The organism is Microtetraspora malaysiensis, from assembly GCF_001528665.1.
Classification (GTDB): Bacteria; Actinomycetota; Actinomycetes; order Streptosporangiales; family Streptosporangiaceae; genus Microtetraspora_A; species Microtetraspora_A malaysiensis.
The window spans coordinates 104,767-131,067 of sequence record NZ_BBYJ01000005.1 but is presented as its reverse complement, the minus strand read 5'-3'; the positions used below and the strand labels follow the sequence as shown (position 1 = coordinate 131,067).

Genomic DNA, 26,301 nt, shown 5'->3' with positions numbered 1-26,301 from the left:
TGATCTACTATCGAGCATAGTAGTGACCCCGGGGAGCGCCGGATCAGGCCGGGCGCACACTGAGGCAGTAGGCCAATACCCCGAGCGCGACGACCCCGATCGAGACGAGCGCGGGCGCCAGGGCGAGCGCCGCCGCGAGAGCGTACCCGGCGCGGCCGGGCGGCCGTCCCGCCGCCGCCCGCTCCCCGCCGAGCCAGCGGAGCCGCACCTCGACCGCGTCCCTGGACATGGCGAGCGCGGTGCTCGGCGCACCCCGGCCGACCACGGCGAGGAGCCCGGCGCGTACGGACCCGGGGCCGTGCAGGCGGGCCGCGGCCGCGTCGGCGGCGAGCTCGACCAGCACCCGAATGGCTCCGGGCGCGCGGCGGCACAGCGGCACGAACGGCAGCGCCTCGGCCACGACGTCGGCGAGCAGCACCAGGAGGTGGTGCCGGCCGCGCATGTGCGCCCGCTCGTGCGACAGGATCGCGTCACGCTCGCGCGGGCCGAGCCGGGCGACGCCCCGGGTCGCCACGACGGCCCCGTCCCGCCCGCCGACGCTGTACGCGAGCGGCGTGTCCTCGTCCACCCACAGGACGGAGCGCTCGCAGCGGGAGACCGCGCGCAGCAGCGCCAGGTGCTCCCTGCGCCACCGCCTGCGCCGCCACGACAGGCGCCCGGCCACCGCGGCCACCCACGCCAGGGCGCAGAAGACCGCCGCCGCTCCGGCCGCCCGCGCCACGTGCTCCCACACCGCCTCGCCGTCGGCGCGTACGGCGTTGACGCAGCTGTGGCTCATGCCGATCAGGCCGTCGACGACGTACGCGCGCGGCGCCAGCAGCACCACGGCGGCGACCAGGGCCGTGAGGACCATCAGGGCGATCGAGCTGACCCAGCCCGCCAGGGCGAGCCCCGGCCGCACGCTCGGCGTCACGGCGGTGCGCAGGTAGAACGGGCCGGCGACGCCGATCACGACGGTGGCCACGAGCAGCCCGAGAGCGACGGTCATCCGCGGCCTCCCCGCCGGTTGAGCGCGCGGCGCAGGATGTCGGACTCCTCCGGGGTCGCGGAGCGGGCGAAGTGCAGCAGCACCCGCTCGGCGTCCCCGCTGGAGGCGAGCACGTCGCGCAGCAGTTTGGCGCCCGCCTCGGCGCGCGACTCGCTGGCGGTGTACTCGTAGGCGCGGCCGGCGCGGTTCCTGCGGACCCACCCCTTCCCGTGCAGGTTGTCCAGCACGGTCATGACCGTCGTGTAGGCCAGGGGGCGCGGCGTGTCGAGCCGTTCGAGCACCTCGCGGACGCGCAGGGGGCCGCTCGCCGACCACAGGACGTCCATGACCTTGGCTTCGAGTTCGCCGAGACCGCGCATCGCCTCTCACCCTTCCCGAACGTGGGCTCCCGAACGTGGCCGCGAACCGGGCGCGAGAGCCCGCGCGCCGCCCTTGGACAGGACCGCCGGGCGAGCGGGGCCGGGCCCTCCTCGCCGTCCGCCACGGACGACAGTAACGGAGGACGCCGACACCCGGTCCGCCCCGCCTTTCCGCGTCCTCCGCCGCGCCCGGACGGCCCGGGAACGGCGGCGCCGAGCGACCGAGCCTTTACCAGGTCAGGGGAATGACGGGGAGGCAGCCCGCCGGGTTCCCTGTTACGAAGGAGACATAACCCCCACATTCATCCAAGCCGACGCACAGGAGGTCGTGATGATGTGGCTGGAGGTCGCGGTGGAAGCGGAGGGTCCGAACGCTGTCGTCCGTCCGCGCGGTGAGATCGACCTGACCACGGCGGGCATCCTGTGGGACACGCTCGACCGCGTCATCCAGCAGGTGGCGATCCCGAAGATCGAGATCGACATGGGCGAGGTGTCGTTCATGGACTGCGCCGGCGTACGAACGCTCATACCGATCAAGCAACACGCCCGGGAGCAGGGCGGCACATTCGTGCTGACTCACATCCCGCCGGTGGTCGAGCGGCTGCTCTCGGCCGTGGGACTCGACCACGAACTCGAACCGTGCGAGAGGGCCGCCAGGGCCCCGCTCCGCTCCGTGCCCACGGAGCCCCTCGCCTGGCCATGGACAATCCCTCGATAATTACGCGTCACGCATATTTGCGTGCTCAGAATCTTTGCGGATCGCGCAAGAAATGCTACGGTACTCGGCATGGACATCGAAAGTGAGCGTCCGGGACTGCGCGAACGCAAGAAGCAGGAAACCCGCATCGCGCTGAGCTGGGCGGCCATCCGCCTCGCGGTGGAGCGCGGGCTGGACAACGTCCGGGTGGAGGACATCGCGGCCGAGGCCGGCGTCTCCCCGCGCACGTTCAACAACTACTTCTCCAGCAAGGGCGAGGCGATCGTGGCCCGGCATTTCGACCGGGCCCGGCAGATCGCCGAGGAGCTGCGGGCACGCCCGGCGTCGGAGCCCCTCTGGGAGGCGCTGGCCAACGCCGTGACGGCACGGTTCGCGCTCGGCCAGGACACCGGCGGCGAGAGCACGCCCGACCGGCAGTGGGTCGACGGCGTCCGGTTGATGATCAATGATCCGGCGCTCACCGGCGCCTTCGCCGCGGCGGCGGCCGCCGCGGAGGCCGAGCTCGCCGCCGCGGTCGCCGACCGTACGGGCACCGACGCCGCCCTCGACCTCTACCCGCGGCTGGTGGCGGGCGCCGTCGGGGTCGCCATCAGGGTGGTCATGGAGCGGTGGCTGAACGCCGAGCCGCCCATCCCGATCGCCCGGCTCCTCCATGACGCGCTCGGTCAGCTCTCGGCCGGCCTGCCGGTCCCCCCGAAGGGGCCGTCCCACCCCTGAAAATCCCCCTTTCCCCCGTACGAGAAGGACCCCCCCATGAACGTCGACGTCGTCATCGCCGGAGCCGGGCCGAACGGGCTGATGCTGGCCTGCGAGCTGAGCCTCGCGGGCATCCGGCCGCTCGTGCTGGAACGCCTGCCCGAGCCCACCGAGGAGAACCGGGCCAACGGCCTGGTCGGCCAAGTCGTGCGGATGCTCGACCGCCGCGGGCTGCACCGGCGGCTCAGCGGCAGCCCCGAGCCGCCCCGACCCGGGCCGTCCTTCGTGTTCGGCGCGCTGCCGCTGGACCTGAGCGTCCTGGAGGACAACCCGCTCTACGGGCTGCCCGTGCCGCAACGCCGCATCGAGCAGGTGCTGGAGGAGCGCGCCGTCGAGCTCGGCGTGGAGATCCGCCGCGGCCACGAGCTGACCGGCCTCACCCAGGACGACGACGGCGTGAACGCCGACATCTCCGGCCCGGGCGGCCCCTACCGGGTGCGCGCCCGCTACCTCATCGGCGCGGACGGGGGCCGCAGTCGCACCCGCAAACTGGCCGGCATCGACTTCCCCGGCGTGACGAGGGACGACACCGTCCACCGCACCGCTCAGGCCGCAGTTCCCGCGGCGCTGGTCGACCCGGCGACCGGAGGGCTCGACGTGCCCGGGTACGGGCCGATCCCGCCGTTCCGGCACCACCGCACCGAGCGCGGCATGTTCGTGTACGCACCCTTCCCCTCCCGTCCGGCACTGGTGGGCACGACGGAGTGGCCCACGGCCGGGGACGACGCGGAGGCCTTCGACGCGCCCATGACCCTCGACGACCTGCGCCTGAGCGTCCGCCGCGTGCTCGGGGCCGACCTGCCGCTCGCGCCGCCCGACGGCCCGGGTCCGCACATGCTGCGCCGGCTGGTCGGCGGCAACACCCGGCTGGCGGACCGCTTCCGCGCCGGCCGGGTGCTGCTGCTCGGCGACGCCGCCCACGTCCACTCGGCGATGGGCGGCCCCGGCCTGAACCTGGGCCTCCAGGACGCCGTCAACCTGGGCTGGAAACTCGCCGCCGAGGTCCACGGCTGGGCGCCGCCCGGACTGCTGGACACCTACGAGAGCGAGCGGCGACCGGCCGCCGAGCGGGTGATCATGCACACCCAGGCCCAGTCCGCCCTGGTCGCGCCGGGCGCCGAGGTCACCGCGCTGCGCGCGCTGTTCGCGGAGCTGCTCGCCGACCGGGACGCCGTACGACGCGTCGCCGAACTCATGGCGGGCGCCGACATCCGCTACGACATCGGCGGGGCACACCCGCTGACCGGCCGGTGGGCCCCCGACCTCACGCTGGACACTCTCACGCCGGACACAGGGAGCGGCCCGGTCCGCCTCGCCACGCTGACCGAGAACGCCCGGCCCATGCTGCTGGACCTCACCCCGGACGCGTCACTCTCCGGAGCGCTCAGCGGCTGGCAGGACCGGGTGGACGCGGTCCCGGCCCGCGTTCCTGAGACCGCCTCCGCCGTCCACGATCGAGCTCCGGTCACGGCCCTGCTCCTGCGGCCGGACTGCTACGTCGCCTGGGCCTCGGATTCGCCGAATCCGGGTGCCGACGAGCGCGCGGCCTTGCGCGCCGCGCTGACCCAATGGTTCGGAGCCCCCACGAGCCGGTAAGCGGGCCTACGCTCGCCACTCCTCACTCGCTCCGGCTTTCCTCCCGGTTTTCCCGGCAGTATTGAGAAGAATTCTTTACGCAATTATCTTCTCATTTATGGTGGAGATCCAGCGGAGAGACCTGTCCGATCCCGAGGCGCCGAAGAACAGCGGTACAGCCATTAGCGCCGAGAACGATCTTGGTGCGAGTTATCGCTTAGCTCGGCATTCGCAACGGTTCGATCAAGAGCGCGACGTGCACTCCTGATGTATCGCTGTGGAGTTTCTGACCAATGAGCCAGCGTACGGGAGCTTCGCCAAGGTGCCGATGCGGTTGGAGCTGGAACGATTTTTCTACCTAGACGACGTGGACCGGGACCTGGTCGCGCTGCGCCGGACAAAGTCGCACCAACTGGGGTTCGCGATACAACTGACAACCGTGCGGTACATCAGGTTGTTCAACATCAGGTTGTTCCTGGAGGACCCGCTCGCGGTGCCGCGGGGTGTTTACCGCGCCGACCGAGCTGTGGGAGACAGCGTTGGGGCGGGCCGAGGTGCTGGAAGACGCTGCCGTAGGCCGCTGCCGAGGGGTCAGGCGGAGAACTGAGACCGCCCTTGGGTGAGGAGTGTCATGGAGGCACGAGAGCGGTTGGACCGCGAGTACGAGCAGCTCCGCGAGCAGCAGGTCGATCCTGCGCGCAGAGGCCCGACGCCCGCTCAGTGGCAGTCCCTGGCCGACAGGTACCGCAACGCGCTGCGGGACCGTCCGGACGTCGACACCACCCGCGGCCTGGCCCGGGCGCTGTGGCGGTTGTCCATGGCGCTGCATGCGGCGGGGGACCCGGCAGGCGCCCTTGGGCCGGGACGGCAGGCGGTGGCCGAGTTCGACGCCGCGTTCCGGAAGACGCTGGGGTGGAACGCAGACGAGCAGTCCCCTGCCGTCGATGCGGTACTGGCGGAGCTACTCGTGGCCCGATGCGACCTCGCCGAAGCCGCCGCCGCGGCGGGCAAGCCCGGTGAACGCATCCGCATTCTCGAAGACGCCCGCGAGGCCGGGCGCAGCATTGCCGCGGGCCCGCGTTCGCTGCGGGCCCTGGGGACGGTGCACCACAATTTGTCCGTCGCCGAGATGAGCCGTCTGGTCGACGGATTTCGTCGCGGAGGAACCGATGTCGACCCGATGGTCCCCGCTCTGTCGGCCTCGCGTGCGGTGGAGATACGCCTGAAGGCGCTCACGCCGGCCGACCCGCTGAGCATGTGGGAACTCGCCAACACCTATATCCAGTACCTGCGTTGTCTTGGCTTGGTCAAGGAGCCCGCTCGCGCGGTAGAGGTGGCCAAGCTGGCGGCGGACCTCGTCGCGCTGCTCCCCCAGGGGACGATCGCCGACCTTCATCCCCAACTCGCCGAAGCGGTGGGCATGCTGCGGATCGCGTACCCGGCGCACGCCCGCGCGCTCGGCCGGGCGCTCGAGGACGCTCGCCCGCGCCGAGGCTGGCGTCGGCGCCGGATCTGAGACCGTACGAAGGAGGGAGTGGCGATGATGGCCGCACTCCGGCTCGAGGCCCAGGATGTCGTGGGGTTGGACCGATGGTGCTGGACGCTGACCGGGGCCGACGGCCGAGTACTCGCCCGCCACGACGTACGCCTGAACCCGGATAGCCCGCAGTATGAGGCGTCCCTTGATCTCCTGGGATATCTCCAGCGCCATGCCGCCCCGGACCTGCGCGAGATCCGGGAAGAGGAGATCGTCCGCAACGTGGGGGAGTGGCTGGTTGAGGAGGTGCTCGGGCCGGTCGCCGACGCGCTGTGCGCGGCGGCTCCCGCGGCGGTCCAGGTGGTGGCGCCCACGCATGCGCCGTACCTGCAGAACCTGCCGCTGGAGCTCGCGTGGGTGCGAGGAAGGCCCCTCGCCCTGCAGGACGTGACACTGGTGTGGCAGTGCGACCGCAGCGCGGAACCTCCCGTCGCCGAGCCGGAGCCGCCCGGCGGTCGGCCGGTGCGGGTTCTCGCGCTGTTCAGCCTGCCGGAGAGCAGCAGGACGCTGAACCTGCGCCGCGAGCGGCAGGCACTGTACTCGTGCTTCACCGAGGCGGCTCGGACGGGACGTGGGGTCGAGTTCCGCAGTCTGCAGTACGGGGTGACCCGGAAGCGGCTCCAGTCCGTGCTGGCGCGGCCCGAAGGCTGGGATCTGATCCACGTGTCCGGCCACGGGACACCGGGTGAACTGCTGCTGGAGACGGAGACCGGGCAACCGGACCGGGTTTCGGCAGGGGACCTGGTGGAACTGCTCGTGGTGGCGCGCGGCGTCAGGCTGGTGACGCTGTCAGCGTGCTGGTCGGCTGCGGCGGCGCTGCGTGTACAACACCGACTCCTCGAACTGCCGGATCACGGCGATCGCCCGGCTGCTGCCGAGCCGACGCCCCGGCCGGTCGGCGCCCTCGCGAACCTGGTCGCTGACCGGCTGGGGTGCGCGGTGCTGGCGATGCGATATCCGGTAACCGACGATTTTGCGATCGACATGGCCGAGCGGCTCTATCCGCGCATGATCCTCGACGGTCACCCGTTGCCGAAGGCTCTGGCCGGCACGCTCAAGGAGCTCGCGGAGGAGCACCGGGGCCATGTGCCTGAAGCACTACAGGCAGCGACTCCGACACTCGTCGGCGCGCGGGCGGCTGAGCTCGCGATGGTCGCCCCGCACATTCTTGTGCCGCCCGAGCGTGGCGAGGCAACGCCGGACACTGTGTCCACGGCGCCGGAGCCAAGTACGGCGGGGACGGCGAGTACGCCGCGTCCACCGATAACAGGGACGCCGCCTGTGCCAGCGCGATTCGTCGGCCGCGTCGCCCTCATGGCGTGGGCCGGTGCGGCACTTTCGCCGCACGGTGACCATCGCGGTGTGCTGCTGAGTGGGATGCCCGGTGTGGGCAAGACCACGTGTGCCGCGGAGCTGGTGCTGACCCATGAACATGCCTTCGAGAACGTCGTCTGGTTCCAGGTCACGCGGGCCCAGGAGCCGGGCTCTGACAGCGCTCTTGCGGAACTGGCTCTGATCATGGAGCAGGCGGATCCCGGGCTGCGCTGCGTCGAGCTCTTGACGGACGCCGACCGCTTCGTGGAACTGCCAGCACTGCTCGGCGACGTCATGCGGCGGCACCGTCTCCTACTCGTCATCGACGGCATCGACCCGCTGCTCGACCATGACGGCGACTGGCAGGACCAGCGGTGGCGGCGGCTGTTGGACGCCCTCGCCGGACACGAGGGAGCCGGGCGGCTGATTCTGACCGGCCGCAGCACGCCTCGTGCGCTTCCACCAGGTCTGCTCGCCAAACCCATTGGTCTGCTCACCCACGACGAAAGCATGCTCCTGACCCGGGAACTGCCCAATCTCGCCAGACTGGTGAACGGCAACGTGCCCTGCGTGCCCGCGGCACCGGCACGCCGATACGCTCGCGCTCTCCTCGAATCGGCGCAAGGACACCCACAGTTGCTGGAACTGGCCAACGGCCTGTGCAGCGATCCCAGCCGCATCATGTCGCTGGCAGAGGCCGCCAGAGGGGCACTCGAAGGTGCCGAAGGCGACGACCGATTGCTGCGCGTGATACGCGCCTGGACCCGTGCCATCGTCGATGGCCTGCCGACGGAGCACCGTGACCTGTTCCTCTTCCTGTGCTGCCTGGACACCGCGGACCGCATACCTCCGACCGTGGAGCAGAACTGGCCGGAGCTGCGCGCGCACCTCGGCCACGGCGAAGCGCCGCTGAGGGCGAGCCTGCAGACGCTGGTGGACCGAGGCCTGGTCACACCGCGCTCGTCGCCGGCTTCCTACGACATTCAGCCCGCGATCGCAGCAGTGGGACGCGACCTGGCCGGCGACAGCTTCCGCACGATGGTCGACCTGCGACTGGCCGGGTACTGGGTGTCGTTGTTCCGGATGGCGTGGGACCGAGAGGGCACCGATGCGGACCAGGCGCACATGGCCGGCCCGGTGCTCGCGCGGGCCGGGCTGTCTGCCGTGCCCTATCTCGCGCGCCGGGGCGAGTTGCAGTGGGCCGAGGTACTTCTCGAGGCAGTGCTCCGCCGCGACACCTCCATGCCGACCATCGCCCGGGTCCACCCGCTGCTGCGATGGCTTGCCACGCTGCGGGCGACCACCACGGGTGGGCAACCCCTCTCCGGAGCGCTCGATCTGGTCCTCAAGGTCGTCAAACCCCAGGACGCCGAAAGACAGGCCCGCCTCGCGTTGGAACGAGCGCGTTCCGAGGGGGACCATTCGGAGGCGGCCACTGCCGCAAGCCGCTTGATCGAATTGGTTGTGTCGACAGGACGTTTGGAAGAAGCGATCGCACTCGCCGACGAACAGATCGATCATGTGCGGCTGGCGGGACTCGGTGTGTGGTCGCGTCTCCACAGCGAGGTCCAGCGGGTGCATGTGCTGGCTGAGTCGCGGTACGCGGAGCAGGCGCTGACCGAGGCGGCGGAGCTGCGCCGCCGGATCGAGGCGGTGCCGCGCGAGCGAACTGAGCGGGAGGGCGTGCTCTGGTGGGAAGTATGGGAAGAACTCCACGAATCCGCCCAGCGGGCAGCCATTCGCACCGCCAACTGGCAGCAGGCACTCCAATACACCGCCGAGCTGTGCCGAACAAAGGAAGCGCGCGGCGCCCCGGCCACCGAACTCGCGAAGGCCCGCTTTCCCGCGTACATGCCACTGGCGCAACTGGGGCGCACCGACGAGGCGCTCTTGCTACTGGACTGGTGCAGGGCGCGCTTCTCTGACAGTCCGCCGCTACTCGGCGAGGTGCTCGGCGCCCTGGGCAACGTCGAGCACCTGCGCGGGCACGGTGACCTCGCCATCGCCCGCGCACAGGACGCCCTCCGCTACGCCTATCTGGCGAACATCCCCTCCTCCATCGCGATCGGGCACGCCAATCTCGGCACCTATCTGCACGACCACGCACGGGACAGCGCGCAAGCGGCGGCCCACCACCTGGTCGCCGCGCTGTTAGGCCGGCTGACCAGTGGCGTCACCACCAACGCCATGCACGCGCTCGCGGGCGATCTGCACGAGTTCGGACGGACAGCCGACCCGGCCACCGACCCGGACAGGCTGTCCGAGCAGGTCGGCACGGTTCCCGGCGTGGACCTCCACAGCGTCCTGCGACAGGTGGCGCCCGACCCGGCACTCCTGGGCGACCTTCTGACGGACCTCGTGAACGAAGCCCGCCGACTGGCGGATCAACCCGCGGGGCCGGGCATCAGGGAAGCCGTGTGGGCCGTGGCCTGGGAACCGGTCGTCGCCGCCCTCGTGGCGGCCGCCCGCGGCAACACCGCGGCCTACATCCAGCTGCGGCGACGCCTCACCAAGCTGGAGAACCTCGACCCGCAATTCGCGAAACTGGCCGCGGTACTGAGGCGGATCCATGACGGCGAACGCGGCCCGCGCCTCCTCGCCGGCCTCGGCCCACTCGACGCCGCCGTCGCCACCCGCGCCCAGGACGCACTGGAGAACCAAGCGAGCGTCGACATTGACCTATGGCCTGCGATGCATTTCGGCATAGCCCTCGCCAATATCGTCGCCACCGCCACCGGGCATCCCGAAGGAGCGGACGCGACCCAGAGTTTCCTGGACGACCTCGCCGGCGACCCCGACCTTGTGCCCATGGCCGAGGTCCTGACCGACATCGTCGGTGGCAGCCGCGACAGCGGTCAACCAACACGACTCAACGATCCGACACAACGCGCGGTGATAGGTGCGGTGCTGCATCACATCTCCAAAGTCGAGTCAGCCAACGGAAGCCACCCCGGTGGCTGACATCAACAGGACCACCCCGACAACCCGACAAGCAAGAGGAAGCAGCCATGGACGACAAGCCACAGATCAACGCCGTGCGGCAGCTTGAGAACGGAGATCTGGAGCGCTTCAACGGCGAGGCCTGGGAACCGTATCTGGACATCGAGCATGACCCGGGCGATTGGCCCCTGGGACTGGCCAGGGGCGATGATCGACCATGACGACCCCCGCACCCGACGACAGCGGAACGATCCTCCCGTTCGATGCAACACTGCCCTCGCCGCTCGAAGCCGTTCCCGATCTGCGGGCCGCGGCACGCTGGATCCTTGCCGCGTTCGGAGCCGTCGGCGCCGCTTTGATCGGCGGCGGCCCTCTGGTCGCCGTCGGCCGGGTGCACGGAGTCGCGGACGCCTTCGGCGTGGGCATCGCGCTCTTCGTCGCTCTCACAGGAGTGAGCATCGCCATTTGGCGCGTCAGTCGGGTGCTAGAACCGCCGATCACCACGCCCGCAACACTCGCCACACCGGCCCTTCGCGGCCTGCGCGAGATGATCGACCGCTCCCCGGCCGACTTCTTCGGCACCGCCGCCACCAGCGTCGACGACCTGTTGAGCCACCGGGCCGTCGCCGTGAACATCCATCGCGCCATGCTCTCCGAAAGCGATCCCTCGCGGCGCGAGGTGTGGCGCCGCCACCTGAAGCGCGCCCGAGTCAACATAGCTCGCGCCGCACCCCTTGAGCGCTGGCTGCTCGCCATGGCACACGTCTACCAGATCCAGGCGGCACTGCGCGCGGCTCGATACTGGTGCCTGATGGGAGTCGCCCTCGTCGCAGCAGGCACGGCGGGGTTCCTCATCGTCACCGGCAACGGATAACCGACCGCTGCCCAGGTCCCGCGCGAGCCCTACGGACGTTCCTGATCCTTCACCACCTGAGCCCAGCGCCAGGAGATCCTCGCCACAAATCCGGCCCGGCGGTGAAGCGCCGCAAGCCCGTCCGCCGGGGCGACCGCGCCATCCCCGCCGCCCGGCTGGAGAGGCTGCTCATCGACCCCGCGCACGCTCTTCCTGGAACCGACCCCGGACGCGTCACGCTCCTCACTCACTCCGCGAGCGGCCTCGTCCCTCGGCCGACCACTCCCCTCGCTGCGTCGGGTTCGCTCCGCGCTCACTGGTCACTCACCCCTCCTCACTCACTCCGCGGGCGGCCTCGTCCCTCGGCCGACCACTCCCCTCGCTGCGTCGGGTTCGCTCCGCGCTCCCTGGTCACTCACCCCTCCTCACTCACTCCGCGGGCGGCCTCGTCCCTCGGCCGACCACTCCCCTCGCTGCGTCGGGTTCGCTCCGCGCTCCCTGGTCACTCACCGCTCCGGCATTTCTCCCGATGGATCTTCACGACGGGTATTGAGAAGATTTCTTTGCACAGCTATCTTCTCATTCATGATGGAGATCCAACGGAGAGACCTGTCCGACCCCGAGGCCCTCAAGGCGCTCGCCCATCCGCTGCGCCAGCGGCTGCTCACCCGCCTCCAGCGGCGGGGCCCGGCCACGTCGGCGATCCTCGCCGCCGAGTTCGGCGAGGATCGCGGTGCCACGAGCTACCACCTGCGATGCCTCGCCCGCTTCGGCTTCATCGAGGTGGACGCCAACCGCTCGGCGGGGCGGCGGAAGTACTGGCGGGCCGTCCCCCTCGACCTGCGGCTGCCCGGCCACCCGGCGGACGCCGACGCGGAGGCGGAGGCGGCCGGGGCCGAGCTGGGCCGGCGGTGGCGCGAGCAGGGCGAGCACGACCTGGCGGCGTTCCTCGCGGACGAGCGCGCCTTCGGCGAGTTCGGCGACGCGGCGCTGAGCTCGATCGGCGGCACCACCCTGACGGCCGCCGAACTCGCCGCCTTCACCGAGGAGTACGTGGCGCTGCTCAACCGCTGGCGCCGCGATCCGGACGAGGCGCCCGAGGGCGCCCGGCACATCACCGTGATCTTCCACGCCTTCCCCACACCGTGACGGGGCGAGGCGTGATGACCGAAGCCCCGGCCCGCCGGCCGTCTCTGTGGCGCAACCGCGACTTTCTCGTCCTGTGGAGCGGCCAGATCGTGTCCACCCTGGGTTCCCGGGTCAGCGCGATGGCCATGCCGCTGCTCGTGCTCTCGATCACGGGGTCCGCGGCCGACGCCGGCGTCGTGGCCGCCGCGACCTCCCTCCCCTACCTGGTGGTGAACCTCCTCGCCGGCACGCTGGTCGATCGCTGGGACCGCCGGCGCGTCATGCTGGCCGGCCAGCTCACCGCGGGAGCCGCTCTCGCGAGCGTCTGCGTCGCGTGGTGGCTCGGCGCCCTCACACTGCTCCACCTGGTGATCGCCGCGTTCGTCCAGGGCGCCTGCTTCGTCTTCTACGGCCTCGCCGAGGAAGCGGCTCTACCGCAGATCGTGCCCGCGTCGCTCCTGCCCGCCGCGATCGCGCAGAACGAGGCCAAGACCCGCGGCGCCGGACTCGCCGGCCCTCCCCTCGGCGGCGCTCTCTTCGGCATCGGCCAGGCCATCCCCTTCCTGGCGAGCGCCCTTTCCTATCTGGTCGCCGCGTTCGCCCTGCTGTTCGTACGGTCCGACCTGCGAAGCGAACGCGCGGAGCCGCCAGGATCGCTCTGGCACGACACCACGGCGGGCCTGCGGTGGCTCTGGGGGCACCCGCTGATCCGGGCCGCCGTGCTCCTGGTCGCGGCGAGCAACATGATCTTCGCCGGGCTCTCCCTCGTGCTCGTCGTGCTCGCCCAGGAGATGGGTGCCTCCTCGGCCGAGACAGGAGTGATGATGGGCGTCTACGGCGGGGGCGGGCTGCTCGGCGCGATCGTCGCCGGCCGTCTGCACCGCCGGTTCAGCCCCAGAGCCGTGATCATCGGGGTCAATTGGGTCTGGGCCCTGCTCCTCCCCCTGATCGCGGTCGCCCCGCACCCGCTGCTGGCCGGTGTGATCGCCGCGGGGACCTCCTTCGTCGGCCCGATGTGGAACATCGTGATCGGCACGTACCAGATGACGCTGGTGCCGAACGGGATGCTGGGGCGGGTCGGCAGCGCGGCCATGACGCTGAGCTGGGGCGTCATGCCGTTGGGCTCCCTGGCCGCGAGCTGGCTCCTCACCGTGCTGGGCCCCGGCGGCACCGTGCTGGTCCTCGCCGGCGGGATGCTGGCCGTCGCCCTCGCCGCGACCGCGAGCCGGGCGGTACGGCAGGCCCCTCCCCTGCCCTCCGGCCTCACCGCCGGGTGACGCGGCCGCGCTCCGGGTGGTGAACGTCACGGCGCTTACTCCGGACAGCTGCGCGACCTCCTCGCGCCGCACGGAGCCTCACTTGTGGGGCCGGGACGTCCGGCGAAGGCGTACTCCATCGAGGGCGAGGTCGAGCAGTTGGCCGGCCTGGATTGGGCCGTCGGGTTCCCCTTCCGTGGCCAGGGCGATGGCGCTGACGAGTTTGAGCAGTTGGGTGATGGTGGCCTCGGGGCGTACGGCATCCGCCTGGCGGGCGCTCGCAAGGAGTTCGTCGCCGGCACTGATGATCATTGTGTGGCAGGTGTTTCCCAAGGTTGGGTCGCCGTGGCGGTCCCCGCGCATCAGTGATGCCCCGAGGCCGCGGTTGGCTACAGCGTGCGCGCCGACGGCACGGAGCCAGGTAACGAGCGCGGTTCCCGGGTCGGGGTCGGAGAGCAGGTCGTGCGCGGTGGCGCAGAGGGCCTCTACTCGGCTCTTGAAAACGGCTTCCAGGAGAGCCTGCCGGGTGGGGAAGTGCCGGTGGAGGGTGGCCGAGCCGACCCCGGCGTTCCGGGCGATCTCCTCCAGGGAGGCCTCGGCGCCGTGTTCGGCGATGACGGTCTCGGCGGCGGCCAGAACGCGGTTGTAGTTGCGGCGCGCGTCGGCACGCATCGGCCGCGGAGCCGGGGCGACTGCGTCCTTGGGCACGGAATCTCCTGATGACTTGCTAACTGGGGTGACCCTCCATATCGTATCGAACGATAACCGGAGGACCACCCCAGTTATGGGGATGCGTCCTTCGTCGGCGTGGACGAAGTCGAGGAGAGACGTGGAGTCGACAGCAAGGACCATCGTCGTGGTGGGGGCGACCGGTCCGCAGGGCCGGGCGGTGACACAGCACCTGCTGAGCAGCGGTTGGCAGGTGCGCGCGCTCACGCGTGATCCGGACGGGGCGCCGGCCAGGGCGCTGGCGAGCATCGGCGCGCACATCGTGCGGGCGCGGATGGAGGACGTCGCGTCCTTGACCTCCGCAGCGCAGGGCACCTACGGCATGTTCAGCGTCCAGCCCACCGTCGGCTCTCCCGGCACCGCGCCCGGCTTCGGCGCCGACGACGAGGTCCGCTGGGGGATCAACGTTGCCGAGGCGGCACACGCCGTCGGCGTCGAGCATCTCGTCTTCACCTCGGTCGCCGGCGCAGACCGTCACGGTGGCGAAACGCTGCCGCGGAACCTGATCAGCAAGTGGCGGATCGAGCAGCACATCGCCGGACTCGGCTTACCCGCGACGATCCTGCGGCCGGTCTCCTTCATGGAGAACTTCACGAGCGGATACGCCCTGCAAGACGGAGCGTTGACCACCGCCCTCGCGCCCGAGGTTCCTCAGCAGATCATGGCCGTGGACGATGTCGGCTTCGTCACCGCGCTGGCGTTCTCCCGGCCCGAGGAGTGGATCGGCCGCGCGGTCGCGCTGGCGGCGGACGAGCTCACGCCGGTCCAGATCGCCGCGACCATCGAGCGCGCGCTCGGACACCCGCTGCCGTATGCCCAGATCCCGATCGATACGATCCGGGCCCTCAGCGAGGACTTCGCGTTCGCCTACGAGTGGCTCAACGAACGTGGCTACCGCGCGGACATCCCCGCCACGCGCCGGATCCACCCCGGGGCGATGGATCTGCGCACCTGGCTGGAGCGCACCGGCGCCGCCCAGATCGCCGCCTTCCTGGCCACCCAGCGCACCGCGGAGCGGCAGGCGTGAGCGCCCGCGAGCGCACCCTCGGGCGCATTGGGATCTGGGCGGGCGACCTCGACAGCTACCCCGCGACAGGAGTCCGCGAAGCCGCCGCCGCGATCGAGGACCTGGGCTACAGCACGATGTGGTTCGCCGAGACCACGGGGCGAGAGGCCATGGCGCAGGCCGCGATCCTGTTATCAGCCACCCGGCGGATCACCGTGGCCGTCGGCATGACCGACATCTACGCACGCGACGCAGTGACGACCGCCGCCGCCCAGCGCACCCTGGAGGACGCGTTCCCCGGGCGATTCCTGCTCGGTCTGTGGGAGAGCCACCCCAGCCTCGCCGCGGACGTCCGCGGCCACCACTTCGGCCCACCACCGGCAACGATGCGCTCCTACCTCGACGCACTGGACACCGCCCCGTTCGGGCCACTCGCCACAACGGCCCCGCCCCACCGTGTGCTCACCGCCCTTGACCCCGACATGCTCGCGCTCGCCGCCGAACGCACCCGGGGCGCCAACGTGCTGGGCATGCCTGTCGAGTACACCCGCATCGCCAGGGCGACACTCGGCCCCGACGCGCTCCTGGCCATCACCCAACTATGTGTGTTGAGCCCCGACCGCTCTCGAACTGTCGAACTGGCCCGCACCACGGCAGCGGCGGCCCTGCCCAACCGCCGCACACTCCTGTGCGACCTCGGATACAAGGACGCGGACACACTCGACGAACGACTCGTCGACGCGATCGTGGCCCACGGCCCTGCCGAGGAGATCGTCCATCGCGTCCATCACCACCTTGACGCCGGAGCCGACCACGTGAGCCTCCACCTGCTCACCGCCACCCCCGCCACCCCGCCCGTTCGCCAGTGGGAGCGACTCGCCGCGCACCTCATTGTCTGATCCCGCGCATTCGTGCCAGGGAACAGCGAGAGCGACGGGCACGCCCTCGCGGGAGCTCTGAATCGACCGGCGCCTCCCCTGCCCTCCGGCCTCACCGGCGGGTGACATGGCCGCCGTGCCGTGCGTACCGGACGTGGACGAGGGCCCACACGGCGAGCGCGAGCAGGCTGATCGCCCCGCCCAGCACACACACCGCGCCCCAGCCGGCGGCCGCGTAGACGGCGGTCGAGGCGATGGCGCCGGTGGCGCTGCCGATCGAATAGAAGACCATGTAGCCGCCGATCAGCCGGCTGCCCGCCTCCGGGCGTACCGCGTAGATGACGCTCTGGTTCGTGACGTGGACGGCCTGGACGGCCAGATCGAGCACGACCGCGCCGACCGCCAGCGCCCACAGTGACCGCTGGGTGAAGGCGAGGGGCAGCCAGGACACGGCGAGCAGGGTCAGCGCCGTGCCGGTGGTCCACTCGCCGAGGCCGCGGTCGTGCAGGCGTCCGGCCGGGGCGGCGGCCAGTGCCCCCGCCGCGCCGACCAGCCCGAACGCTCCGATCGCGGTGTGCGAGAGCGACAGCGGCGCGGCGCTCAGCGGCAGCGCGACGCAGCTCCACAGGGTGCTGAACGCGGCGAAGACGAGCAGGGCGAGCAGGGCGCGGAACCGGAACACGGGCTCTTCGGTGAACAGCGCGATCGTCGACGCCAGCAGCCGCCGGTACCCCATGGACGGCCCGCGCCGGTCGCGGCGCGGCAGCAGGCGGCGCAGGCAGAGGGCGATCAGAAGAGTGAGGACGGCGGAGGCCAGGTAGACCGACCGCCAGCCCGCGAGGTCCGCCAGAGCGCCCGAGACGGTACGGGCGAGCAGGATGCCGACGACCACCCCGCCGGTCACCTGGCCGACGACCCGCCCCCGCCGCTCCGGCCCGGCCAGGGACGCGGCGAACGCGACGAGCGTCTGGGTCACGACGGCGAGGAAGCCCACCACCGCGAGGGCGGCGAGCAGGACCGGCGCGCCGGGGGCGGCGCCCACCACGGCCAGCGCCCCCGCGAGCAGCGCCGACTGCGTGACGACGAGGCGGCGCGGCTCGACCAGGTCGCCCAGCGGCACCAGGAAGAACAGGCCGAACCCGTAGCCGATCTGCGTGAGAGTGACGACGGCGCCGACGGCCGCCGGCCCGATCGCGAGATCGTGGCCCAGCGTGACCAGGAGGGGCTGCGCGAAGTAGACGTTGGCGACCGCCGTCCCGCACGCCACGGCGAACAGCGCCGTGACCCAGCGGGAGGGCGCGGGCGGCGCCGTCCTCTCACCCACCGATGGCGGCGGCGTGCCCTCGTCCCCCGATGAGGGCGGCGTGCTCTCCCGCGCCCCCTCCCGTGTCCCCACGTGCTCGTCCGCCGTCGTCGTCTCCTGCGGGCAGGTCACAACCCCTCCTCCAAATCGGTTGCATCTTGCTACCACTCGAACGCTAGAGGAGATTGGTAGCATGTTGCAACCGGCATTGAACGAGGGAGGACGCGATGGTCAGGCGGACCCGCTTCAACGACAGCGACTGCCCGGTCGCGCGTTCGGTCGACGCGATCGGCGACTGGTGGTCGCTGCTGATCGTCCGCGACGCGTTCGACGGCAGCCGCCGCTTCGGCGAGTTCCAGCGCAGCCTCGGCGTGGCCAAGAACATCCTCACGGCGCGGCTGCGCGCCCTCGTGGACGGCGGCGTCCTCGAGGTCGTCCCCGCGTCCGACGGCAGCGCCTACAACGAGTACGTCCTGACCCCCAAGGGCCGGGATCTCTTCAACGTCATCGTCGCGCTGCGGCAGTGGGGCGAGGCCCACTTCTTCGCTCCGGACGAGCCGCACTCGGAGATGGTCGACCGCCGGGACGAGCACCCTCTCCACGCGCTGGAGGTGCGCTCCGCCGACGGAAGGCGAATCGGTCCCGACGACGCCGTGGTGAAGAAGGTCGCGCCGCCCGCCGCCGCACCTACGCCCAGCGCTCCCAGTGTTCCCAGTTGAGACACCCCGCACCGACCCCGTATTGGAGTGGCATGTCATCGCTCGCCCGTCCCGCCGACCACGCCGACGTGGAAGCGGCCGTACGCACGCTCACCCGCGCGTTCGCCGACTATCCGTGGATGCGGCACACGGTCGCGGCGGACGACCACCTCGGCCGGATCGGCCGGTTTCAGGAGCTGTTCGTGACCCGCATCGGCCTGCCGCACGGCCGGGTCTGGGTCACGCCGGACTGCGCGGCGGCGTCCGTCTGGACCACCCCCGAAAGCACCGGCATCGGCGAGGTGTTCGCGGAGCTGGCGCCGGTCTTCGCCGAGCTGAGCGGCGACCGGGCGCCCTTCGCCGCCTCGGCCGAGGCCGCGCTGGCTCCGTACCGCCCGGCTGAGCCCGTGTGGTTCCTCGGCTCGGTCGGGGTCGATCCGGACCACCAGGGCAAGGGGCTGGGCCGGGCCGTGATCGAGCCCGGAATCAAGGCGGCGGAGGAGGCGGGGGTCCCCGCCTTCCTGGAGACGTCCACCGAGGCGAACGTCGGGTTCTATCGGCGGCTCGGATTCGAGGTCACCGCCGAGGTGGAGCTGCCGGACGGCGGCCCGCGCACCTGGGCGATGGTCCGCCGCCCGCGCTGAGCCAGGTCCGCCACAGGGGCGGCCTGAGGTCCGTCAGGCTATCCAGAGGCCTGTCAGGCTATATGGACGCGCACGGGGCGGCGGCCGCCCCGTGCGCGGAGGTCAGATCAGTGACCGGCGGTACCCGGGGTGACCACGGTCTGCCCCTTGCCGTGCTTCTTGCCCCTGTGGTGGTGCCCCTTCCCCTTGCCCCTCTTCATGCCCTTCCCGTGAAGGACGCCGCTTCCGCTCCGGTGGCTGTGGAGCTGGGCGGAGACGTTGTGGCCCGCCGAGTTGGCGTGGCTCTCGGCGAGGGCCACACCGCCCCCCGTGCTCCCCGTCCAGACGACTCCGGCGACTGTCAGGCCCAGTGCGGCCACGGCGAAACGCGTGACGTTCAACTTCCCCTCCGATGACTACAGACGGCGATGTCGCCATCACTGTAGATGACGAAGAGGTGCCGACAGCGAGTACTCGCGCACGTCGTCATCTTGCGTTCAGGGTCGGGGCGCCGCGATGGAGATCCAGCGGAGGTGGGGCGGCCCTCCCGGTCCCCGAGTGGGGACCGGGAGGGCGCAGGTGCGCGGCCTCGCCGAGGACGCCGGTTCCGTGGCCCGGCTCAGTCCTTCGGCCGGGCGAAGAGTTCGAGGTGCGAGCACCGGACGCATCGGTACGCGTCGATGATCCAGCGTGGTTTGCCAAGGCGTCTGGCACCGCCGAACACGCCCCGTTCAAGGGGGCCCGGGATCCAGCGGCCGTACCCCTGAGAATGCTCGCCGCTGTCTTCGATGAACCCCTGCTCCAGATTGGGGCTGCCGCAATGGGTGCATTTCACATCCCAAGTATGTGGGCTAGCCCCTCCCGCGATCACGCGGTCTTCCGGGCCGGCTCTCCAGCGGTTGTGGGGGTAGCCCTCCGGGCCGCAGACGGGCGGCGTCCGGCGGCCAGGAACAGCGGGACCGCCATGAACAGCCGCCCCGTGCGGGCCCGCTCGGCCTGCTCGGCGACCCACGCGGCGGCCTGCTCGTCCGAGACACCACCTTTCGCGCAGGCCGCCCGGCCGATCCGCGCCATCATGGGCATCGCGGCCGCGTCCGTGAACAGCGCGACCCGCGCCTCCACGGTCACGTCGTCGAATCCTCCGTCCAGCAGCATGTTCCGGTACTGCCGGGCGGCGCGGGGGCGCGCGACGGTGTCGGCGCGAGCGTGGACAATCAGCCGTGTGAGGACGGGGTCATCCGAATCGATGACGAAGGCGTCCCAGTCCTGGCCGATCAGGACGATGCGACCGCCGGGCGCGAGTACCCTGCGCGCCTCGGCGAGCGCACGGGCCGGGTCGTCGATCTCGTGGTAGACCTTGTCGGCCCGATACCCGTCCAGCTCGCCGTCCTCGAACGGCAGCCGGTACGCGTCACCGGCCCGCAGGTCCGCCCGGGGCCGGATCCGCCGCCCGGTGTCGATCATCCGCTCGCTGTGGTCCACGCCGATCGCCGTCACGCCGCGATCGGCCAGCTCCTCGACGGCCAGCCCCGTGCCGCAGCCGACGTCGGCCACGCGGGCCCCGGGCGCGGCCCCGAGCAGTTCGTACGACCGGGCGCGGTACTCCGCCGAGCCCGGCTGGGAATCGACCGCCTGGAGCAGTCGGATCAGATCGTCGGCGGCGCTGTGCTCGCCGTCCAAAGTGGTGTCGCTGGACATGCGATCAAGCATCCGACTCGCCGACATGCAGTCAATTGACGCGTTGGGCATCGGGGAGGCGGCCGCGTCCGTACACAGCGTGCCCAGCGCGGGCCGGTCGGCGTCAGTGGGAGCGGCCGAGCCTGACCGGCGGCAGGTACTCCTCCACCAGCTCGCGCTCCCACCACTGGCCGGTCGCGCGCCGCTCCCGGTGTGTGGTGAAGCTGTAGCGGTAAAGGAGGGCGCGGACGAAGGTCGGCGGGGCGTCCGGGAAGGGGACCTCCCGCAGCAGCCGCAGCGTCGCCTCGTCGTTCGTGAGCAGCTTGCGCGCGAACGGCATGAGCCACGGGTGCGCGTACGCCGCCGACAGCCCGGCGAACCACATCAGCCAGTCGAGCCGCAGGTGGTACGGCGCGAACTGGGGCGGCAGCCGCCCCGGCGCGCCCGGCTTGCCCTTGAACTCGTACTCCCGCCACACCGTCTCCGGCGTGACCGCCGGGTCGCGGGTGCCCTCGATCACCACCTCGTAGCGGGCCCTGGTCACGCTGCCGAAGGCACCGTACGTATTGACCAGGTGGAACGGGTTGAAGCTGGCGTTCATCACCTGGTGCCGCGACACCAGGTTGCGGGCCGGCCAGTAGCTGAGCACGACGACGAGCACGGTCACGGCGAGGACCACCCCGGTGAACCACAGCGGCTCGGCCGTGGGGTGCGGCGGTGGCGGGAGCCCCAGCATGCGGACCAGGTCCGCCCACGAGACCACCGAGGCCGCCAGCACGACGGTGAGCCAGTTCAGCCAGGCGAAGTTCCCCGAAAGGATCAGCCAGAGCTGGGTGGCGATGATCACGCCCGCCGCCACGCTCGCGTACGGCTGGGGCGCGAACAGCCCGAACGGCGCGACGAGCTGGGCGACGTGGTTGCCCGCGACCTCGACCCGGTGCGCCGGCCGGGGCAGCCGGTGGAAGTACCAGCTCAGCGGGCCCGGCATCGGCTGGGTCTCGTGGTGGTAGTACAGGCAGGTCAGGTCGCGCCAGCAGCGGTCGCCGCGCATCTTGATGAGGCCGGCGCCGAACTCCAGCCGGAACAGCAGCCAGCGCAGCAGCCACAGCACGAGCACGGGCGGGGCGGTGCCCCCGTTGCCGAGGAAGATCGCGAGGAAGCCGGCCTCGCACAGGAGCGACTCCCAGCCGAAGGCGTACCAGACCTGGCCCACGTTGACGATGGACAGGTAGAGGACCCACAGGAGCGCCCACAGCGGCATCGCGCCCCAGAGCGGGAGCAGGTCGGCGAGCCCGGCCAGGAGGACCGCGGACAACAGCGCGCCGGTCCCCGCGACCAGGGAGAAGAACCGGTCCGAATAGTGGAGGTGGAAGATGCTCGGCGCGCGCGGGAACGGCACCCGGCGCAGGTACGCGGGCACCGGCGTCAGTCCGTTCTCGCCGAGCAGCGCGGGGAACTGGTTCAGCGCGACGAGGAACCCGATCAGATAGATCGCGGCCAGGCCTCGCTGGAACACCATCCGGCTGAGCCAGTAGTCCGGCGCCGCGAACCAGTCCATGATCGTCACCCCCTTCGGTGCTACTCCCCCGGGGCGCCCCCGAAGACCCTGCGCAGCGCGGCGCGCGCCGCGTGGTAGCCGCACATGCCGTGCACTCCGGGTCCCGGCGGGGTGGCCGAGGAGCACAGGTAGACCGTCCGGTCCGGCGTGGCGTACGGCAGGACGGCCGGGCGCGGGCGCAGCAGCAGGCGCAGCCGGTCGCACCGGCCACCCGCGATGTCGCCCCCGGGGTCGTTGCGGTCGCGCGCCTCGATCTCGGCGGGCCCGGCGGCGGCCCGGGCCAGGACGCGCTCGCGGAATCCCGGGGCGAAGCGCTCGATCTGGCGCTCGATCGCCTCCGTGAGGTCGCCGCGCCAGCCGTTCGGCACGTGCCCGTAGACCCACAGGACGTGCCGGCCGGCCGGCGCCCGGGTGCCGTCGAACAGGCTGGGCTGCGCGGCGATCAGGAACGGGACGCGCGGCGCGACGCCCCGGTGGTCGGCGCGCAGGGCGGCGCCGATCTCCTCGAACGTCGGCCCGATGTGCACGGTGCCCGCGCGAGCGCACTCCGCCGCCGTCCACGGGACCGGCCCGGACAGCGCGTAGTCGATCTTGAAGACGCCGGGGCCGTGGCCGTAGCGGCGCATCCGGGCCGCGAACCGCTCCGGCAGCCGGTCGCCGGCCAGGACCGCGAGGTCCTCCGGCATGACGTCGAGCAGGTACGCGCGGGCGGACGGCAGCTCGGCGAGGCTCGTGACGGGGCGCCCGGTCTCGATCCGTCCGCCGAGGGCGCGCAGCCGCGCCGCGAGCGCGTCCGCGAGCGCCTGCGAGCCGCCGCGCGGGAACGGCCAGCCCACCTCGTGCGCGGCGAGCGCGAACAGCAGCGCGACCCCGCCGGTGGCCGGGGAGCCGAGCGGGGCGATCGCGTGCGCGGCCAGCCCGGCGAGCAGGGCGCGCGCCCGCTCACCGCGGAAGAGGCGGGCGAGCAGCGCGGCGGGCGGCACCGCGCGCAGGCCGAACCGCGCGAGCAGCCACGGATGGCGGGGCAGCCCGGCGAGCGGCGCGCGCAGCACGTCCGGCGCGAGCGCGTCCCACCGCCCGAGGAACGGTTCCACCAGGCGGCGGTAGACGGCGCCGTCCCGGAGCACACCGTGGGCGAGCGAGGCCGCGGTCTCCTCGGCGGAGCGGGCCAGCGTCACGGCGGTGCCGTCCGGGAACGGGTGGGCCAGCGGGAGGGGCGGCTCCACCCAGGTCAGGCCGAGCTCCTCCAGCCGCAGCTCGTGGAAGGCGGGCGAGCCCGCCCCCAGCGGGTGGACCGCCGAGCAGACGTCGTGGTGGAAGCCGGGCAGCGTCAGCTCCCCGGTCCGCGCCCCGCCCCCGACGGTCGCCGCCGCCTCGTACACGTGTACGGCGAGGCCGGCCCGGGCGAGCGTGACGGCCGCCGTCAGCCCGTTCGGCCCGGCGCCCACCACGACCGCGTCCACCTCGGCCCGCACATCGGCCCCCACATCGGCCCGCTGCCGCGGCTCGGTTCCGGCCACAGTCGCCGACTGCCCAGCGCGGCGATCCTTACCCGGGCCCGGGTCGAGCGGATCAGGTGAGCCCGGAACAGGTCTGGGCGTCGGCGTCCTTGGCGGCGCCGGGCACCCAGCGGACATTCGCAAACGACGCGGAGAACGCCCCGTCCGTGTAGACGAGGAACGGCGTGTTGACCGCCTCCAGGTCGAGACCGGCCTCCGCGAAACAGGCGATCGGGACCTTGACCGTCGCCGTGGTCCCCATGGGCAGCCGCTGGAACAGGGACGTCGCCGCCACCTCCGACATGCACGGGTAGACGCAGTGCACGCCCAGAACGGTCCGCGCCGCCGGGAGCCGGTGGACGATCACGTCGAAGACCAGCGCCGCACCGGCGTTGAGATAGCCGCGCAGGTCGGTGCCGCCCGCCGGGTCCTGCATGTAGATCTGCCCGGGGCCGCCGCCGGTCCAGGTCACCTTCAGGCCGTCCTGCTGCACGTTGACGTCGGCCGGGACCACGCTGATCACGGAGTGCGCCGCCTCGCCGTCCACACCGATCTCGGTGCCGCCCCAGTTTTCGTCGGAGCCGATGTAACTCCGGTATGGCGCGACGTCCGTACGGTTGTGGATCTCCAGGTCCTCGGTCGCGGTGCCGCCGCCACCGTTGCCGGAGCACCCGGCCGCAGGCGACGTCTCATCGAGCGTGCCGACGGATCCCGCCTGCCCGTCGCGCAGGCCGTACCCAAGCGGGAAGAGCGGGTCGTAGCCCTCGTCGCCCGCGTTGAGCGGGGTCTGGCACGCGGTCTTCGGCCAGGAGTACGGAAGGGTGCCGGTGAAACCGCCGCCGGGCCTTCCCCCGTGCCGGGACCGGACGAGCAGGTCGGCCACGCCGCCGCCCTCGGTGCCGGGCAGCCAGGCGACGACGAACGCGTCCGAGCGGTTCAGCTCCTTGTTGACCCACAGCGGGCGGCCGGTGACGTAGACGGTGACCACGGGGACGCCCTTGCCGCTGACCTTGTCCAGCACGGCGAGGTCGCCGGGATAGAGCTTCGCCGCCTCCAGCGAGCGCCGCCCGATGTCTCCGACCCCTTCGGCGTACGGCGTCTCGCCGAGTACCGCGATGACCGCGTCGAACGTGGTGGGATCGACGTCATCAGCCGTTTCGGCGAAGGTCACGTTGGCCGCGCCGAGCGCCTCACGCAGCCCGCCGAGGATCGTCGTGCCGCCGGGGAAGTCGGCGTTGGTGTTTCCGGTGCCCTGCCAGGTGAGGGTCCAGCCGCCGGTCTGGTTCTGCAGGCTGTCCGCGCTCTTCCCGACGACCAGGACCTTCGCGCCCGAGGCCAGCGGCAGGACCTTGCCGTTGTTCTTGAGCAGGACCTGTGACTCGCGCACGGCCTTCCTGGCCAGCGCCTTCGCCTCCAGCGCCGACGCCGACCCGGCCCCGGCGCGGGCGGACGGCTTCGGCGCGTCGAACAGGCCGGCCCGCAGCTTCACCCGCAGGATGCGGGTCACCGCGTCGTCGATCCGCGCCATCGGGATCTCACCGGCCTCGACCTGCGCGACGGTGTTCGCGATGAACGCCTTCCAGTCGTTCGGCACCATCACGACGTCGATGCCGGCGTTGATCGCCCGCGCGCAGCTCGCGTTGGTGCACCCGGCCACCTGGCCGATGCCGTTCCAGTCGGAGACGACGACGCCGTCGAAGCCCATCTTCCCCTTGAGGATGCCGGTCAGCGCCCGCTCGCTGCCGTGAAGCTTGCCCTCGTCGATGCCGAGGTCGGCGTTGGTCCAGCTGTTGAAGGACGCCATCACGGTCTGCGCCCCGGCGGCCAGCGCACCGTAATAGCCCTGACCGTGAATGTTGATCATCTCGGCCTCGGAGGACGGGTTGACGCCCTGGTCCTGCCCCTTGAGGGTGCCTCCGTCGCCGATGAAGTGCTTGGCGGTCGCGATTACGCTCCGCTCCCCGATGCCGCGCGGGTGGTCGCCCTGCAGCCCGCGGACCATCTCGTATCCGTAGGCGCGGGTGATCCGGGGGTCTTCGGAGAAGCCCTCGTACGTGCGGCCCCAGCGGTCGTCCCTGACGACGGCGAGGGTGGGCGCGAACGCCCAGTCCTGGCCGGTCGCCCGGATCTGCGTGGCGGTCGCGGCCCCGATGTCCCTGACCAGGCAGGGGTCGTGCGCCGCCCCGAGCCCGATGTTGTGCGGGAAGACCGTCGCGCCGTAGACGTTGTTGTTGCCGTGCACAGCGTCGATGCCCCAGATGACCGGGATCTTGGTCCGGGTGGCGACGGAGGCCGCCCAGTACGCGTCGGCGAGGTCGAGCCAGGCCCGCGTGGACGCGTGCTTGTCCCGGCCGGGCCAGGAGCCGCCGCCGTTGAGCACCGAGCCGATGCCGTACTGACGGACCTCCTCGGGGGTGACGGCGCCGATCTCCGGCTGGGTCATCTGCCCGACCTTCTCGGCGAGCGTCATGCCGGCGAGGGTCTTCGCCACCCGCTTCTCGTCGGCCGGGTTCCTCTTGATCCGGCTGGTGACTTTCGGCCAGTCGGGGAGCGTGGCGAGGCTCGCGTCGGCGCGGGCGCATCCGTCGCGGCCCAGGGGCGGCGCCCCGACCACCGGCTGGGCGGGGCTCTCACCCGCCCCCGCGTTCGCGCCGGGAACTCCGGCGAGGCCCCCCGCCAGTACGGCGAGGCCGGCCAGCACCGCGGAGGTGCGTCGACGCGCCCGTAACCGGGCGAACGGTCGTGTCATGGGGGGGTCCGTTCTCAAGAGGCGGCAACGGCGATCGTGACGGCCCCGTGGGCCACCGCGTTGCGCAGATCCTCATCCCGGCCCGGCGGTCAGTCAACAGTCTGAGAGCGCTCTCCAACGGCACCCTCGTTCGCCTGGGAAACAGTGACTTCTTCGA

General features: G+C 71.7%; 24 protein-coding genes. 15 read left to right on the top strand and 9 right to left on the bottom strand.

What is annotated here, in order from left to right; all coding sequences use genetic code 11:
• Window positions 1-43 precede the first annotated feature (43 nt).
• Both AWQ71_RS03395 and AWQ71_RS03390 read right to left on the bottom strand, forming a co-directional pair.
• A complete protein-coding gene (locus AWQ71_RS03395) occupies window positions 44-988 on the bottom strand; it encodes a M56 family metallopeptidase (RefSeq protein ID WP_067126486.1) in 945 nt (314 codons plus the stop codon).
• Window positions 985-1,347, bottom strand: a complete 363-nt coding sequence (locus AWQ71_RS03390; RefSeq protein ID WP_067126483.1) for a BlaI/MecI/CopY family transcriptional regulator — start codon at window positions 1,345-1,347, stop codon at window positions 985-987. The genes AWQ71_RS03395 and AWQ71_RS03390 overlap by 4 nt, the downstream gene beginning before the upstream one ends.
• 331 nt (window positions 1,348-1,678) lie before the next feature.
• Here AWQ71_RS03390 and AWQ71_RS42525 point away from each other — a divergent pair, with 331 nt between their 5' ends.
• From AWQ71_RS42525 to AWQ71_RS03335, 11 genes are all read left to right on the top strand, one after another.
• A complete protein-coding gene (locus AWQ71_RS42525) occupies window positions 1,679-2,065 on the top strand; it encodes an STAS domain-containing protein (protein ID WP_067126480.1) in 387 nt (128 codons plus the stop codon).
• A 69-nt stretch (window positions 2,066-2,134) separates the two neighbouring features.
• Window positions 2,135-2,782 (top strand): TetR/AcrR family transcriptional regulator, encoded by a 648-nt coding sequence (locus tag AWQ71_RS03380; RefSeq protein WP_157570161.1) that lies wholly within the window; start codon window positions 2,135-2,137, stop codon window positions 2,780-2,782.
• Between the two features lie 36 nt (window positions 2,783-2,818).
• On the top strand, window positions 2,819-4,417 hold the full coding sequence (locus AWQ71_RS03375) for an FAD-dependent monooxygenase (RefSeq protein ID WP_067126477.1): 1,599 nt from the start codon (window positions 2,819-2,821) through the stop codon (window positions 4,415-4,417).
• A 97-nt stretch (window positions 4,418-4,514) separates the two neighbouring features.
• The gene (locus AWQ71_RS41270; protein ID WP_157570160.1) at window positions 4,515-4,664 is read left to right on the top strand and encodes a hypothetical protein; all 150 of its coding nucleotides are present in this window, start codon (window positions 4,515-4,517) and stop codon (window positions 4,662-4,664) included.
• A gap of 9 nt (window positions 4,665-4,673) precedes the next feature.
• On the top strand, window positions 4,674-5,003 hold the full coding sequence (locus tag AWQ71_RS44580) for a DUF4158 domain-containing protein (protein WP_067126474.1): 330 nt from the start codon (window positions 4,674-4,676) through the stop codon (window positions 5,001-5,003).
• Between the two features lie 24 nt (window positions 5,004-5,027).
• Window positions 5,028-5,912 (top strand): hypothetical protein, encoded by an 885-nt coding sequence (locus tag AWQ71_RS03365; RefSeq protein WP_067126472.1) that lies wholly within the window; start codon window positions 5,028-5,030, stop codon window positions 5,910-5,912.
• Window positions 5,913-5,936: 24 nt separating this feature from the next.
• Window positions 5,937-10,208, top strand: coding sequence for an NB-ARC domain-containing protein (locus AWQ71_RS03360; protein ID WP_157570159.1), 4,272 nt, complete (start codon window positions 5,937-5,939; stop codon window positions 10,206-10,208).
• Between the two features lie 47 nt (window positions 10,209-10,255).
• Complete coding sequence (locus AWQ71_RS41265) at window positions 10,256-10,408, top strand: hypothetical protein (RefSeq protein ID WP_157570158.1); 153 nt, start codon at window positions 10,256-10,258, stop codon at window positions 10,406-10,408.
• Window positions 10,405-11,061: a hypothetical protein gene (locus tag AWQ71_RS03350; RefSeq protein ID WP_218001625.1), complete on the top strand. Its 657-nt coding sequence runs from the start codon at window positions 10,405-10,407 to the stop codon at window positions 11,059-11,061. Before AWQ71_RS41265 ends, AWQ71_RS03350 begins: the two co-directional genes overlap by 4 nt.
• 564 nt (window positions 11,062-11,625) lie before the next feature.
• The gene (locus tag AWQ71_RS03340; RefSeq protein WP_084258450.1) at window positions 11,626-12,189 is read left to right on the top strand and encodes an ArsR/SmtB family transcription factor; all 564 of its coding nucleotides are present in this window, start codon (window positions 11,626-11,628) and stop codon (window positions 12,187-12,189) included.
• A gap of 14 nt (window positions 12,190-12,203) precedes the next feature.
• Window positions 12,204-13,445: an MFS transporter gene (locus AWQ71_RS03335; RefSeq protein WP_067126461.1), complete on the top strand. Its 1,242-nt coding sequence runs from the start codon at window positions 12,204-12,206 to the stop codon at window positions 13,443-13,445.
• Between the two features lie 78 nt (window positions 13,446-13,523).
• Here AWQ71_RS03335 and AWQ71_RS03330 read toward each other — a convergent pair whose 3' ends face one another.
• The gene (locus AWQ71_RS03330; protein ID WP_245658089.1) at window positions 13,524-14,132 is read right to left on the bottom strand and encodes a TetR/AcrR family transcriptional regulator; all 609 of its coding nucleotides are present in this window, start codon (window positions 14,130-14,132) and stop codon (window positions 13,524-13,526) included.
• Between the two features lie 121 nt (window positions 14,133-14,253).
• Here AWQ71_RS03330 and AWQ71_RS03325 point away from each other — a divergent pair, with 121 nt between their 5' ends.
• Window positions 14,254-15,180, top strand: a complete 927-nt coding sequence (locus AWQ71_RS03325; protein ID WP_067126455.1) for an NmrA/HSCARG family protein — start codon at window positions 14,254-14,256, stop codon at window positions 15,178-15,180.
• Complete coding sequence (locus AWQ71_RS03320; RefSeq protein WP_067126452.1) at window positions 15,177-16,058, top strand: TIGR03620 family F420-dependent LLM class oxidoreductase; 882 nt, start codon at window positions 15,177-15,179, stop codon at window positions 16,056-16,058. Before AWQ71_RS03325 ends, AWQ71_RS03320 begins: the two co-directional genes overlap by 4 nt.
• A gap of 91 nt (window positions 16,059-16,149) precedes the next feature.
• Here the strand turns inward: AWQ71_RS03320 and AWQ71_RS03315 are convergent, their stop codons facing one another.
• On the bottom strand, window positions 16,150-17,472 hold the full coding sequence (locus AWQ71_RS03315; protein ID WP_245658088.1) for an MFS transporter: 1,323 nt from the start codon (window positions 17,470-17,472) through the stop codon (window positions 16,150-16,152).
• 95 nt (window positions 17,473-17,567) lie between these two features.
• On the opposite strand from AWQ71_RS03315, the gene AWQ71_RS03310 reads away from it, so the two are divergent.
• Together AWQ71_RS03310 and AWQ71_RS03305 are read left to right on the top strand one after the other, a co-directional pair.
• Window positions 17,568-18,059 carry a winged helix-turn-helix transcriptional regulator gene (locus tag AWQ71_RS03310; protein ID WP_067126449.1) on the top strand — a complete coding sequence of 164 codons (492 nt, stop codon included), beginning with the start codon at window positions 17,568-17,570 and terminating at the stop codon, window positions 18,057-18,059.
• 32 nt (window positions 18,060-18,091) lie between these two features.
• Window positions 18,092-18,682, top strand: a complete 591-nt coding sequence (locus AWQ71_RS03305) for a GNAT family N-acetyltransferase (protein WP_067126446.1) — start codon at window positions 18,092-18,094, stop codon at window positions 18,680-18,682.
• A gap of 107 nt (window positions 18,683-18,789) precedes the next feature.
• Here the strand turns inward: AWQ71_RS03305 and AWQ71_RS03300 are convergent, their stop codons facing one another.
• The 5 genes from AWQ71_RS03300 to AWQ71_RS03280 form a co-directional block, all read right to left on the bottom strand.
• Window positions 18,790-19,062, bottom strand: a complete 273-nt coding sequence (locus AWQ71_RS03300) for a hypothetical protein (RefSeq protein WP_067126443.1) — start codon at window positions 19,060-19,062, stop codon at window positions 18,790-18,792.
• 466 nt (window positions 19,063-19,528) lie between these two features.
• Window positions 19,529-20,359: a methyltransferase domain-containing protein gene (locus tag AWQ71_RS03295; protein WP_067126440.1), complete on the bottom strand. Its 831-nt coding sequence runs from the start codon at window positions 20,357-20,359 to the stop codon at window positions 19,529-19,531.
• A gap of 103 nt (window positions 20,360-20,462) precedes the next feature.
• Window positions 20,463-21,896, bottom strand: a complete 1,434-nt coding sequence (locus AWQ71_RS03290; protein ID WP_067127515.1) for a lipase maturation factor family protein — start codon at window positions 21,894-21,896, stop codon at window positions 20,463-20,465.
• Window positions 21,897-21,916: 20 nt separating this feature from the next.
• Complete coding sequence (locus AWQ71_RS03285; protein WP_245658087.1) at window positions 21,917-23,416, bottom strand: phytoene desaturase family protein; 1,500 nt, start codon at window positions 23,414-23,416, stop codon at window positions 21,917-21,919.
• Window positions 23,417-23,468: 52 nt separating this feature from the next.
• Window positions 23,469-26,144: a glycoside hydrolase family 3 protein gene (locus AWQ71_RS03280; RefSeq protein ID WP_067126437.1), complete on the bottom strand. Its 2,676-nt coding sequence runs from the start codon at window positions 26,142-26,144 to the stop codon at window positions 23,469-23,471.
• Between the last annotated feature and the right edge of the window lie 157 nt (window positions 26,145-26,301).